The organism is Acinetobacter sp. 251-1 (assembly GCF_030329305.1).
GTDB lineage: Bacteria > Pseudomonadota > Gammaproteobacteria > Pseudomonadales > Moraxellaceae > Acinetobacter > Acinetobacter piscicola_A.
Map to the genome: position 1 here is coordinate 18,077 of NZ_JACANS010000028.1, position 13,095 is coordinate 31,171.

Annotated in this window: 9 protein-coding genes and 7 pseudogenes; 10 read left to right on the forward strand and 6 right to left on the reverse strand. The window is 34.1% G+C overall.

Annotated elements, in window-relative coordinates; genetic code table 11:
- Positions 1-22: 22 nt before the first annotated feature.
- The 5 genes and pseudogenes from HX129_RS16560 to HX129_RS16580 all read left to right on the forward strand — a co-directional run.
- A pseudogene (locus tag HX129_RS16560) lies at positions 23-634 on the forward strand (IS3 family transposase); the annotation flags it as partial.
- Between the two features lie 369 nt (positions 635-1,003).
- Positions 1,004-2,151, forward strand: a pseudogene (locus HX129_RS16565) (tyrosine-type recombinase/integrase).
- 78 nt (positions 2,152-2,229) lie between these two features.
- Positions 2,230-2,397, forward strand: a pseudogene (locus HX129_RS16570) (transposase); the annotation flags it as partial.
- 595 nt (positions 2,398-2,992) lie between these two features.
- Positions 2,993-3,266, forward strand: a pseudogene (locus HX129_RS16575) (hypothetical protein).
- A gap of 501 nt (positions 3,267-3,767) precedes the next feature.
- Positions 3,768-3,977 (forward strand): hypothetical protein, encoded by a 210-nt coding sequence (locus HX129_RS16580; protein WP_004676710.1) that lies wholly within the window; start codon positions 3,768-3,770, stop codon positions 3,975-3,977.
- Positions 3,978-4,126: 149 nt separating this feature from the next.
- On the opposite strand, the gene HX129_RS16585 is transcribed toward HX129_RS16580, so the two are convergent.
- Positions 4,127-4,375, reverse strand: coding sequence for an SOS response-associated peptidase family protein (locus HX129_RS16585; protein ID WP_286436347.1), 249 nt, complete (start codon positions 4,373-4,375; stop codon positions 4,127-4,129).
- 109 nt (positions 4,376-4,484) lie between these two features.
- Here HX129_RS16585 and HX129_RS16590 point away from each other — a divergent pair.
- Together HX129_RS16590 and HX129_RS16595 are read left to right on the forward strand one after the other, a co-directional pair.
- Positions 4,485-5,145, forward strand: a pseudogene (locus tag HX129_RS16590) (IS1595 family transposase).
- Between the two features lie 296 nt (positions 5,146-5,441).
- The gene (locus tag HX129_RS16595) at positions 5,442-5,582 is read left to right on the forward strand and encodes a hypothetical protein (RefSeq protein WP_286436348.1); all 141 of its coding nucleotides are present in this window, start codon (positions 5,442-5,444) and stop codon (positions 5,580-5,582) included.
- Positions 5,583-5,649: 67 nt separating this feature from the next.
- Here the strand turns inward: HX129_RS16595 and HX129_RS16600 are convergent, their stop codons facing one another.
- The 3 genes from HX129_RS16600 to HX129_RS16610 all read right to left on the reverse strand — a co-directional run bounded on the left by HX129_RS16600 (position 5,650) and on the right by HX129_RS16610 (position 9,175).
- On the reverse strand, positions 5,650-7,728 hold the full coding sequence (locus HX129_RS16600; protein WP_286436349.1) for a catalase: 2,079 nt from the start codon (positions 7,726-7,728) through the stop codon (positions 5,650-5,652).
- Between the two features lie 296 nt (positions 7,729-8,024).
- Positions 8,025-8,702, reverse strand: coding sequence for a DUF421 domain-containing protein (locus HX129_RS16605; RefSeq protein ID WP_286436350.1), 678 nt, complete (start codon positions 8,700-8,702; stop codon positions 8,025-8,027).
- 176 nt (positions 8,703-8,878) lie between these two features.
- The gene (locus HX129_RS16610) at positions 8,879-9,175 is read right to left on the reverse strand and encodes a hypothetical protein (protein WP_286436351.1); all 297 of its coding nucleotides are present in this window, start codon (positions 9,173-9,175) and stop codon (positions 8,879-8,881) included.
- A gap of 396 nt (positions 9,176-9,571) precedes the next feature.
- On the opposite strand from HX129_RS16610, the gene HX129_RS16615 reads away from it, so the two are divergent.
- The 3 genes and pseudogenes from HX129_RS16615 (at position 9,572) to HX129_RS16625 (ending at position 12,620) form a co-directional block, all read left to right on the forward strand.
- Positions 9,572-10,504 (forward strand): IS5 family transposase, encoded by a 933-nt coding sequence (locus tag HX129_RS16615; protein WP_286436352.1) that lies wholly within the window; start codon positions 9,572-9,574, stop codon positions 10,502-10,504.
- Positions 10,505-10,547: 43 nt separating this feature from the next.
- Positions 10,548-10,787 (forward strand): annotated as a pseudogene (locus HX129_RS16620) (transposase); the annotation flags it as partial.
- 426 nt (positions 10,788-11,213) lie between these two features.
- A complete protein-coding gene (locus tag HX129_RS16625; RefSeq protein WP_286436354.1) occupies positions 11,214-12,620 on the forward strand; it encodes an iron-containing redox enzyme family protein in 1,407 nt (468 codons plus the stop codon).
- A 199-nt stretch (positions 12,621-12,819) separates the two neighbouring features.
- On the opposite strand, the pseudogene HX129_RS16630 reads toward HX129_RS16625, so the two are convergent.
- Positions 12,820-12,957, reverse strand: a pseudogene (locus HX129_RS16630) (DUF2171 domain-containing protein); the annotation flags it as partial.
- Between the two features lie 31 nt (positions 12,958-12,988).
- The coding region (locus HX129_RS16635) for a transposase domain-containing protein (protein ID WP_286436355.1) at positions 12,989-13,095 on the reverse strand (107 nt) is incomplete at its 5' end.

The window sequence follows — 13,095 nt, forward strand, 5'->3', positions numbered from 1 at the left end:
TGCTAGGGAAAGCTAGGTATACAAAGGTGTTTTGCGAGGTAAGAATAAACAAACGACCCGTAGCCGAGATGATCAAAAAAGAGCGGATGATTTAGTAAAGCGTAATTTTACTGCTGATTATCCAAACCAACTATGGGTCGCTGACTTCACATATATTCAAACTTCAGGCTGGGTCTATACCGCCTTTATTATTAATGTGTTCTCACGAGCAATTGTTGGATGGAAAGTATCTACACGAATGAATACAGACATGGTGCTCGATGCACTGGAGCAAGCATTGCATGACCGAGGCATGCCAAAGAATTTGATTCATCATTCTAACAGAGCTGTTCAATATCTTTCAATTCACTATACGAATCGTTTAGAGGCAACAAATTTACGAGCATCAGTTGGTACAACAGGTGATTCATACGATAATGCCTTGGCTGAAACGGTGAATGGTTTATACAAAACTGAGGTAATTGAATATTTAAAAGCAGATTGGCAAGGTTTAGTGGATGTACAACTTGCAACATTAAATTGGGTAGATTGGTTCAATAAAGAGCGTGTACATAGTGCACTTGGTTATGTGTCACCTTTTGATTTTGAAGCAATATACTATGATAAGATTAACCCGTTAGGTCAGGTGGCCTAACTTAAATAAAAAGTTTCCAACAAACTCGGTACGGTTCATATCTCTATTGTTCTATAGTTTTTAGGATTTGGCTATAGATGTGGAAAGTCTTAATTTTTAAATATTTATGCAACAAAGCCCATGAAAGATACAGATTAGTCAAATAGAAAATTGACCCCCTTCTGGCGGTATTCATTCATCGTCTTATTCAATACAAATTTTCATATTGGTTACTTTTTTGGTTACTACAACATGGAAAATAAAAATAATAATTATAAAAAACATATATATAAAGATTTATGTGATGCGTAAGTTACGCATCATATATTAAGCGTTCTTTTTTGATATAATTGATCCAATCAATCCTCTGATAGGTTTTATTTAAATTTCATGAGTCTTACAGAAATTAAAGTTCGCCAAGCTCATTGTAAGGAAAAAACTTGTTTTTTATCTGATGAAGATGGACTTAGCTTGAAGATTGACCCGAATGGAAGAAAATCTTGGTGCTATCGCTATACAGATCCACAAATAAAAAAAACGTCGCCGCATTCAGCTAGGGCTTTATCCTGATTTATCACTGAAAAAGGCACGACAAGTTAGAGATGATTTTAAAGACAATAATTTTAGTTTTGAAAAGATACTATTTCTAATGTAATTACTTTTCGTAAAGTAGGGGAGGAATGGCTACAGTTCAAACTTAAGAATGCATTTAATGATTTACCTCGCTGCGGTGTACTACAGTTAGCAGAAAGATGTTTACAGCATGATATTTACCCAGACCTTCAGGATTCACCTTTTGAAAACGTCAAGCGCTATGACTTGGTTTCAGTAATAAAAAAATAGAGGCGCGCCAAGTAAAAGAACCAGTCAAAAAAGCTTGTAGCTATTTGAACCAAATTTATGATTACGCTGTAGCGATGGGTTATTGTGAATATAATATCGCCCATGGTTTAAATAAAATTGTAATCAACAGTAAAATTAAGAAGAACTATCCGTATTTAAAAGCGCAGGAAATATCCGAATTTAAGAATAACTTACAAAAATTGGATGCCCATCCCATTATTGAAAAAGCACTAATGTTCAAATTACATACTGGAGTGCGAGGGGCTGAATTGTTATTGGCTGAGCCTCATCATTTTGATTTACATGCAAAAATATGGAAAATTCCTGCCTTGCATATTAAACAGTTTCGACGTAAAGTCATTTTAGGTCATGAGATTCCAGACTTTTTAGTATCACTTTCAGATCAGGCTTTAGAGATTTTAAAAGACGTCATGCAATGGTCATACGGTGAAAAATATATTTTTGCAAGCCCTCGGAAACACAATCAACCGATTCATTTCAATACATTAAATATGGCTATTCGTAAGATGGGCTATGGAAAACATCAATTATCCTCTCATGGATTAAATTCCACCTTTAGTACCATTTTGAATGACTCAGGTTTGTTTCAAGATAATTGGATTGAGGCACAACTTTCACATATTGATAAGAACCGTACTCGTGCCAGTTATAATCATGCTGATTACTTACTTTAACGGACTGAAATGATGCAGTGGTGGGGTGATTATTTAAGTAATAGCTAGGTGATTATCATACTTTTATATAGAAAAACTCTCCAACATGGACATTGGCATCAAATACTTTGGTTACCACCTTATAGTCCTGACCTTAATCCTATTGAAAAAATGTGGGCATTGGTAAAAGCAAAAAGGAAAAAATGGTTGGTTAACTCAATAGATAAGCTTTTTATTCGTTTCTTTAACGAGTGTATGGGTAATTAAACGGTTTGACTATAGTCTCTCAGAATATTGACTCTCCGACAAACCCGGTACGTTTCAAGCAACAAAATACATTAAGCAAATGTATGTCATAGATGGTGTCGTCTATTATTTTTGGCGTGATGCTGAGCTTAAATTGTGGGAAGTTACTTAACGAATAGAGATCTTACTTGTAAAGACTAAGCGAAAATCTATTTAACTGTCCCTGATAGTAAGTTTTTTTATTGTCTTTATCCGTAAAAGAAATTAGTTTAAATTGAACCAATTGTTAAAATAATACCATTCTTTGAAATTAATATAATATAAGTGGTCTTTCGACGGAGTCTGGCATCTAAAGTTTGTATTTAGGGACTAGCCTTCGGCTCGACCTACTTTTGTTTTGGCAAAAGTAGGCAAAACCATTGTCATCTGCAGAACTCGACAAATACCGCAAATTGATTGATGTATTGCAAAAACATTATCCATAATTGGTAGCCCTGCCTCAAACAACTGCGGATGACGTTTCTGCGTCTCAATTTATGATTGGAAACAGAAAAAATCATTCTTAAAATATATTATAAAACTTTTATTGATTGGTATAATTATGAGAACGGAAAAAATGAATAGAAAATTTGAAGCACACGTGAGTGATTAGCCAGATTTATGACTTTTTAGTTGAAAGAGAGGCGTTTACCTCACTAAACCTTGATCGGAAAGTTACGGAGTTTTTTCGGGAAGTACATGTAGGGCAAGAAGAAGATTTTACAATTCTTGAATCAAATAAAATTTCAGGAAACTTTGGCGAAGTTTCCTATATCAGTTTATTGAATGTCCCTAATTTCAACGATAAACATAAATTTCTGAAATGGGCACATAAAGCTTTAAATTTATAAGTTGTAATAACTCAGTCTAGTTTGATACGAATTGTTTCATTATTTAACAAATTCAATTACATAAATAATAATGTGATTACATTATGAACAGTAATTCATCAGAAGGTGGTTAGATAAATACAAATCACAGTGATATGTTTGAATCAGAAGTTCTACATGGATGGAATTAATGATGAAATTATTAACATTGGTGAGCATAGGTACGGTAGCAATTTTCTGTTTATTGTCAAAGCGTCAAACTACTGAAAATTTATTTCATTCGAACTTCGATAAAGTTGTTCGAAATGCTGTCTTACAGGAATTCATATAAATATAGATGCCTAAGATATATAGCTTTTAAGTACTTAAAGGAGGAATAAGATGATCAGATTATTAATGTGTATATTTGGCCTTCATGGTGCTAGAGAGATTGATTACACCAATGACCAAAAAGAAATTCGTGTATGCCGAGAGTGCTTGAAGAAAGTCAAGAGTCCTCATGATTAGGTATAATTTCTTTTTATGAAAAGACAGTCTAAAAAATCTGAGCATATAACCTCAAATTGGACAACCGAGCAAGATAGTTTCTTAATTGAAAATAGTTTTATGGTGATTGAGCAGCTTATCAATCATCTGCCTTTTACTGAAGATGAAATTATTAAGCGTAAAGAGGTACTAGGCCTCACTAGAAGACATAGACAGATGCGTAAATTTTTAAGCAATCCATCTTAAGAGAGTTCTAAGCCTCTATTTTTTTTAAAACGGATCAGACATAAAAGCCCCCGTTCAATATTTATTGTTCGAGGAGATTTTTCTATTCTGGATGTTGCTATACAAATTTATACACTTAATCAAGATCACAGTTACTTTTATAAAATCTCTTACAAGTCAATCTGAACCGTACTAGGTTTTTCAGCGACTGTTTCAGTCCGGGCATTGTATGTGTATTTGTCGAAACTCTTTTCCTTGGCCCATTTGGGAATCATCCCAAAATTAACGGAACGCCATTCGATCTTGCCTTCATTGGAAAAGATCAAAGGTGAGGGGTAATTTGGGAATATGTCTTCAGGGAACTTTAATTGATCAGGCTTAGGGGGATCTAGGAGAAATGCACGATTCTTTCTTCTCACTTCGAAGTTTGCTCACATAGACTTATCCCTGTTTATTCTTTATGATCGTCGATCAAATAATAAATATAAAGGCTCTAGACTAGCAGAATAGATATGTTAGTCTAGAATCATGATAGAAAACAGTAAATTAAGTCACTATAAGATTAAAAAAATTATTCAGTGCTTTTGCATTGATATTCCTGCTTCTAAAACGGCCTTATTGCTTAACTTACCGTAATACCATCAACTATTGCTACATGCTTTTTAGAGAAGCAATCTACGATCATCAAACAGATTTAAGAGCAAAGTTTGTAGGTTCTATTTAAGTTGATGAGAGCTATTTTAAAGCAAAAAGACAACGTGGTTTTCATGGGAAGTTGAAGCGAGGTCGAGGTACTTTAAAACAACCTGTATTTGGAATGTTTGAAAGGAATGGTCGAGTTTATACAGAAATAGTCCCTGATTGTAAAAAGACTACATTACAATAAGTTATCTTAGGTAAAGTTGCACTTGAAAGTGTAATTTATAGTGATGGTTGGCATGGATACAATGATTTGGTAGATGTTGGTTACTCAAAGCATTTTAGAGTAAATCATGGAGCGAATGAATTTGCCAGAGGACAATGTCATATAAATGGAATAGAATCATTCTGGAGCTTTTGTAAAAGAAGGCTAGTAAAATTCAATGGTATATCAAAAGAGTATTTTGATTATCATCTTAAAGAAACAGAATGGCGGTGGATGAGGGAGCCTAATGAGCTAGCAACAGAGTTGTGGGACCTCATTAGGTAAAACTAAGTGCAAATCTGCTAGTCTAGAGCCATATAAATTACTTTTAAAAAAAATCGTTAAAACAATATATTTGCGGAAGTTTTAAAATTATTTTCTTATTGAAAAATACAGAGGAAAATGAAATTTTTTTTAGAGGTATCTATTTGATGTGGTCACTGATGAACAGCTTTATTAATTCATAATAAACTTAAAGTGCTAATTATTTTACAGGGTAGTATTGCGTAACATATCTATTATTGATAGATAGAGCCTGATGTCATATCTATTATTATAGTATTTCACGTGATGGAACCGACATGATTAATAAGCAAAATCCAGAATCAAAACCTCAAAAAGAATCAAACGATGACAAGGGTGATCAGAAAACCTATCAGAATCCCTATCCCCCAAAAAAACCAGATGAAGAGCCTGATAATCCACTTAAAGAGCAAAAGTAGATCAAAAAGCCCTCGATGAGGGCTTTTTGAAATCATATACTTACACTACTTTTAAGCTCAAATAAAGTCATGCTGGAATAGCTGCGACAAATTTTTCTCTATCCCACAAACGGTGATTTTGAATAGCTTGTTTGAATTGATCTTGGATCTCTTTAAAATTTTGAGTAGAGAATAGAGCTGCATCCTTAGTTAGCTGAAACTCATCTATTAAAGCGCATTTATCACCCAGGAAAACAATGGGCTTGAGATGTTTATATGTCTCTAATACATAATGTTTAGAAACTCCATCAGCCTTAAATACTTCTAAATTATTCCCATCAACCACGATTACGGCATCATAAGTCACTGAAGGCTCGCCATTTTGTCTTCCATCTACTGGTATTTCATTGCCATCACTAGATTTAACAGGAGCTGCGTTCGATGCTAAAGTTTCCACAATAGCTTTTTCTGCTTCAGCCCATATTTTAATATCATCTATTGATGAAGCATTTACACCGTCATGAACGAGCAAGGCAATTTTTCTCTGTTTAATATCAGATGCAGGAAAAGATGAGGTACTTAATCTTTTCGAAGATGCAATTACGGGTTGGTGCAGACTATCTTGCTGTTTAGGGGGAGTTTTAATACCTAATTCTTTCGCAACATATTCAGCTAAGTCCAAGTCAATATTAGCTAAGACAGCGTAAACTACACGTCTGCGGATATCTTCCGATTTAACCTTAGATAATTCAAAAGAATATGCATCCTTAATATGCTGTTGTTCATATTTTTCCAAACTATGGTAGTGCATTGTGGCTTGCGAGAAATGATCAGCGAAACTTTCTGGTCGAACTCTTAGTTTGCTGCCTTGTACTTTTTCAGGATGTGTCTTGAAGGCACCATTGTCATTCGGTGATTCTCTTGGCCAATTTTCATCAACAGAATTAGGTTCATAATTTGCCTTTCCTTTATAAACTTCGTGATTAGCATAGCCACCTCGTCTATTCGTATGAAAAGGACAAACGGGTTTGTTAATTGGAATTTGATTAAAATTTACCGTACCTAGTCTGTGTAAGTGAGTATCGGTATAGCTAAATAGCCGTCCTTGTAAAAGGGGATCGTTACTAAAATCTATACCTGAGACAATATTTGCAGGACTAAAAGCAACTTGTTCTGTTTCTGCGAAAAAATCATCAGTATTTTTGTTTAAAACAAATTTACCTAGGGGAGTGACTGGTACAAGTTCTTCTGGGATTAATTTTGTAGCATCTAAGACATCAAAGTCCCATTGTTTTGCATCTTCTTCAGAGAAAATTTGTGCACCTAATTCCCATTCCGGGTAATTGCCACGCTCAATAGCATCCCAGAGATCACGTCTGTGAAAATCGGGATCTTTGCCATTAATTTTTAGAGCTTCATCCCAAACGACTTGAGCTACCCCTTGCTTGGGAGTCCAATGGAATTTCACTAAGAATGCTTCATTATTCTTATTAATGAATCTAAATGTATGGACACCAAAACCTTGTATAGAGCGTAGATTTCTTGGAATTGCTCTATCAGACATTATCCAAGTAGTCATATGTGATGCTTCGGTGTTTAAAGAAATAAAATCCCAAAAAGTATCATGGGCAGATTGACCAGTTGGAACCTCATTGGCATCTTCTGGTTTTACTGCATGAACAAAGTCCGGAAATTTAATAGCATCCTGAATGAAGAAGACAGGGATATTATTCCCCACCAAATCATAATTTCCTTCTTCAGTATAAAATTTTATAGAAAAACCTCGTACATCTCGAACGACATCAGCCGAACCTCGCCCACCTTGAACTGTAGAAATACGGACAAAGATAGGAGTTCGATTATTGGTGTCCGTTAGGAACTTAGCTTTAGTCCATTTTTCATTACCTGTATAAGCTTGAAAGTAACCATGAGCACCGACCCCTCGAGCATGTACAACACGTTCTGGAATACGCTCACGATCAAAATGAATAAGTTTATCCCTTAGAAGAAAGTCCTCGAGAAGAGTAGAGCCTTTCTCATTAATTTTTAGACTATTTTGATTATCAGCTACAGGAACACCTAAAGAAGTGGTAAGAGTTTTACCTATAGGATCCACGTATGCTTCCTCAGAAAGCTGGTCGATTTTTGGTGTATTTGGTTCTTTCATATCACATTCTCTTATACATTTGCTTTATAACGTATTGTGAAAATAAGTATTTATTTCCACGTAAGTTAATGGCTTATTTGTTGACGGATATCGTGTGCTTATACAATTTAATAGGTTATTTACAATCGAATATGAGTTACTTGCCAGAAAACTCTTTTTTAGATCAAAGATACCCACATAAACTTTAAGCATTTGCTCTTTGAGTAAGGTAAAGAAATGTGTATTTTTTGTTCGCTTAAACTATTAATTTTAAATAATATTGAATTAATCTAAGTCAAAACAAAAGTTTATTAATTTTAATATTCCTCACAATACAAACAGGATTTAGCCCATTTTGTATTTTGACAGCGTGGGCATTCTTCTTTTAAATGATTTAAACGTTGGGTTTGGCCACATAACATACAAGAATAAAAGTGATCTACATTGTGATGATTTGCGATTTGGTATTCATCGGGAAACAAAGGAAGACCCCATTTTATATTTTCTTTAGAATATGGAATCACGCTTAGGCAGCCATCAGTCTCAAGCAGTGCCATTTTAACTTGTCCAAGATGCTCTATTTTGTTTTGGCGCATTTCAGCAAAGAACTCATCATATGAATACTTTTCTTGCTTAATATCGTCAACAATCAGTAAACCATTTTTGACGATGTATATTGGTCGACCTTCCAATACGGTCTCAATAGCATCGGATTTCATCATTAAATAAGTTGTTAAGCGATATAAAGCCATAATTACTGCAAAAACGATGACAGCATGAATGAGAGGAACTTCTTCATAGAACATAGCATCGCCAGCAGCAGATCCTAAGCTAAGAATAATTGCGATTTCAAAGATGGAAAGTTGCCTAACACCACGTTTACCAGAAAATCTTAAAACTAAGATAATCAGGAAGTACATGAAGACACTACGAAGTACAATTTCTGCTGCAAAAATAAATGTAGTATCAGCTAATAGTATTTTTATAAAGTCCATTTTACACCTATTTAATTATTAGACCTCTTGCGTTAGTCAAAATTTAATCAGTGATAAGCGTTGATTTTTAAATAAATATCAAAGTCTAAAATAGTCAAAAATAATACTTTCGCAAGAGGTCTATTATTTAGATGTGCTGATAATGAGCCTAAAAGGCTCATTATTATTATACTGGCTTACATTTTGTCCCATGCATCTTTAATCGCATGTTTGGCTTGTTCCCACTTTAAGCGTGATTCAGCCTTTAGTTCTTCCCATTTTACTTTCAAATCACTTTCAGAATCTTCAAATCGTGCATCAGTACCACGCTCATTGCGGGCATGCTGACCTAGTTCATAAGCTGAACGAAGATCACGGTCATAATCCACATCTGGAAGTTCTCGTTGGATATCGCTGTAATATGGGCGGTTTGAATAATCTGTACGCCAATCATGCTTGATTGGGTTTTCGTCTTGATGGTCATTGATAGTCATAATGAACTCCAATTCTATTAAACTAATGAAAGGATTCTAGTATTTTTGCTTTATTAACCTAAATTCTATTTTCGCTGTTGGTTTTACTGACGTTGATTATCGTTCTGTTGATTTTGATTATTCATTTTATTGAACCTCATAAGTTTAGAATTAATCTACATTAATTAATTGGTAGATGTATTATTATCATAATTGCATGGTTGTGAAATATTAAAGATGTTACATTTTAATTTTTTAGTTAACTTTTGTTTTGTTTGGAGTGTTGAGTATTGATAATTAATGAATATATATATTTTATTTATTACAAATAGTTAACATTAGAGTCTGTTGACATTTGTTGCCGGCTTTGTTGCACAAACCTACCGTTAAAGGCTTATTCAACATTATAATTCTCAAATGAATAAGCCCACACCTAAAATCTATCGTACAATCAATTGGTCTTCTTATAATAGAGCATTAATAAATCGAGGAAATATCTCTATTTGGTTTGATCCCAAAACTCAATGGTACGCTCAACCAAAAGGCAAACATGGTCGAAATCAAACCTATTCTGATGTTGCTATCCAATGCTGTCTGATGATTAAATCTCTATTCCGTCTGTCTTTACGTATGGTCACAGGCTTTGTTCAAAGTCTTATTCATCTTTGTAGATTAGATTGGACAGCCCCAGATTATTCCGCTATTTGTAGAAGACAAAAGCATATTGATATTGCAATTAACTATCAAAAAAGCAGTAATGGTCTCCATCTACTCGTGGACTCTACTGCCTTAAAGTTTTTAGGTGAAGGGGAATGGAAACGTAAAAAACATCAGCCTGAATATCGTCGCCAATGGCGTAAATTACATATTGGTATCGATGCTGAAACCCTTCAAATACGCGCTATTCAGCTCACAACCAACAATGTGAGTGATTCACAGGTGCTTGGTGATTTACTGGATCATATTCCACAAGAAGAACAGATTGACTCCGTCTATACTGATGGGGCTTATGACACCAAGCAATGCCGTCAGGTCATCGCAGACCGACAAGCGCATGCGGTGATTCCACCAAGAAAAAATGCGAAACCTTGGAAATATACAAAGACCAGCTCGCTAGAGCGAAATGAATTACTTCGGACAGTTAAACGTTTAGGCAGGACACTATGGAAAAAATGGTCAGGCTATCATCGCCGAAGTTTGGTAGAAACCAAGATGCATTGCATAAAATTATTAGGGGATAAACTCAGTTCGAGAAACTTTCAAAGCCAAGTCAATGAGATTCATGCACGTGTAGCAGTCCTCAACAGATTTACGGAATTAGGTCGACCACATACCCAAGTTATGCCTTAAATTTGAGTTAATTGGAGAAGTATTATCTTTTAAATCTTTATGCAACAAAGCCATTCATCGTAGTAAAAAGATGAAAGCTTTCCAAGAGTTGCTTGAAAATGAATTTTCAACACGTTTATATTTTATCCCTGCCTACAGTCCTGAATTAAATAGAATTGAGATGATATGGAAGCAAATGAAATATCATTGGCGTGATTTTAAAGTGATGTCAGGAGATCAAATAAAGGATTGGGTCTACGATGTTTCCAGCCAATTTGGGGTTAAATATATGTTTAATTTTTAATGGTAACTTAAGAGGAAAATTTGTTTTTATATAATATTACATAGACAAATGTGCCAAAATATTTTTCCTGGTTTTAGATCCACCTTTCTTAAGTAAGCCCGCATATTTTATCTAAGAATTTGATTTAAATGTTTTTTATTTTTTTAATTAGTGCTAAGGTTATTTTTTATGATTCTAGAGAGTACTTTTTAAGTGATTTATTTTTTAATATTTATTAATTAAAATTTAGAAATAATGTGATGGGTATCACAGATATTAAAAATTTACTTATTTATAAAAATTATAAATATTGAATTAAGGTGTTCAATTATGTTGTTAAATAAATTCTGAGGTTACATTTATTAACGTTTCTTTTCAAAGTTGTTAATTAATTAAGTATAAGTGTCAATTATGTTGGTATAAGTTATTTACCGCGAGAGAATTATAATGCCTACTGCAGTAAAAGAGAGAATTTTAAATTTAATAACCGATGCCCATCATAAATATTTTGAAATAACACAATTTTTCTTAGATCCCTCAGTGTCGCGTGCTGCAAAAGAGTTGAAAGCTTATCATTTCCTAGAAAACGAAATACTTCATTTGGATAGTGATTTCTCTGATTTTCCTACGAATGTTGATCAATTGGCAGTCTGGATGCAGAAACAAAATAAAACACAATGCTTGAATTACAAAGAGTACTTAGAAAGGCGTGAAAATGGGAGTGCAAGGGAGTTTTTTGGAACTATAAGTAAAGCTTATGAATTTTTATATAAAGTAGCACCGACCAAACGTGTAGACGGTGCTTGGCTTTATAGCTTTACGCAGTACTGGAATGATCCAGCTTTTAGAGACTTTATACAGATATATGTTGAGGAGTTGGGATTAGGTTCTAGCCAAAGTAACCATGTAAAACTTTTCAATAAATTACTTCTATCACTTGGTCTTCATCAATTTTCAATGAATTTACCTGATGAATACTATCACCAGTCAGCAATACAATTGGCTTTAGCTTATGCTCCATCAGACTTTATACCCGAGATTGCAGGTTTTAATTTTGGATATGAACAACTACCACTTCATTTACTGATTACAAATTATGAACTTAAAGAGTTAGGTATTGATTCCAAATATTTTAATCTACACATTACAATTGATAACTTTGATAATGGACATGCGCAATTAGCTATAAATGCGATTAAATGTTTAGCCAAACGCTACCCAAATCAATCCGAATTTATTCGTAAATTAAAGATAGGCTTTTTATTGAATAATCGGGGAGTTAGCTCAGTTCAAATAATAAAGAACCTAAATACTGAGCGAGTGGTTCTGGACATTTTCAAGAGCAAAGCTTTGGTTGGAAAGAACATGCATAATGAGAAATGCAAGTTTAAGAATAAGTCTGTAAATTCATGGCTATCAGAAGAAGATCAGGTTGAGGAATTCATTCTTGAGCTAATAAAAATAGGATGGATTAAGCTTAACGAAGATCCGGAACATAGCCGATTTTGGAAGCTGATCAATGAAGAGGATGGGAAAATGTTTGGAGTTTTCTCTGCTGCAGAAAAAACTTTTATTTATGATTGGATTGCGGGTGCTAATTTAAGTAGACGCATTAATCCAGTAAATTCAGAATATATAAAAAACTTTATAGAACTAAATGATTTTAGTTATTTGTCAGAAAACGAATTATTGCTGTTACAGCAGCAAATTCAGATATCTACAAATACTGGGCATAAAATTAGCAAATTGATGCCATATTTAGCTCCACATCAACATCACCAAGAGATTGGTTTATGGGCTACTCAAAAAGTGGTTGAGTATATTTTCCCATTCTTAGGAAGTAATTTTAAATGATAGTAGGCTAACCTATTAATTTATATAAAATAGATGTAGTCTATGACAAATAGATTCCATCTACCTATTTTTACAAGTAAGAAATGAAACACCTTTTATTCCACGGACATTGCGACGAATTCGCGCTTCTTTGAAATTACTTATAAAGAAATAAAAGAGTACGACCAAAATCTAGTCGTACTCTTTATTTTAGAATAATCTAAATAGCTTGCCATTGTTGCTTAACTTCTTCTGAATTTTTAATCAGAACTATTTTGTCATCTTTGACTTCACCAATCCATGCCGTTGGGATCAGATGATGCTGATCATTTTCATCACGCGTCAGTTTGAGTTGGCTAGTAAGCGTCCGCTGAATCCCATACCAATTTTTAATTCGATTCAGGTTTCCAGCAGTGCGGCAGCAATTCTTCAATTTGGGTCACTTTGTGTGTCGGCAGCCTTTTCAGCACATCACTTAAATAGGCATACGGATCCA

What these genes read in the sequence shown, in the direction of transcription:
- HX129_RS16580 (WP_004676710.1), top strand. Translation starts at nt 3,768, where the DNA reads ATGAAAAGACAGTCTAAAAAATCTGAGCATATAACCTCAAATTGGACA.
- HX129_RS16615 (WP_286436352.1), top strand. Translation starts at nt 9,572, where the DNA reads ATGAATAAGCCCACACCTAAAATCTATCGTACAATCAATTGGTCTTCT.
- HX129_RS16625 (WP_286436354.1), top strand. Translation starts at nt 11,214, where the DNA reads ATGCCTACTGCAGTAAAAGAGAGAATTTTAAATTTAATAACCGATGCC.
- HX129_RS16610 (WP_286436351.1), bottom strand. Translation starts at nt 9,175, where the DNA reads ATGACTATCAATGACCATCAAGACGAAAACCCAATCAAGCATGATTGG.
- HX129_RS16595 (WP_286436348.1), top strand. Translation starts at nt 5,442, where the DNA reads ATGATTAATAAGCAAAATCCAGAATCAAAACCTCAAAAAGAATCAAAC.
- HX129_RS16605 (WP_286436350.1), bottom strand. Translation starts at nt 8,702, where the DNA reads ATGGACTTTATAAAAATACTATTAGCTGATACTACATTTATTTTTGCA.
- HX129_RS16600 (WP_286436349.1), bottom strand. Translation starts at nt 7,728, where the DNA reads ATGAAAGAACCAAATACACCAAAAATCGACCAGCTTTCTGAGGAAGCA.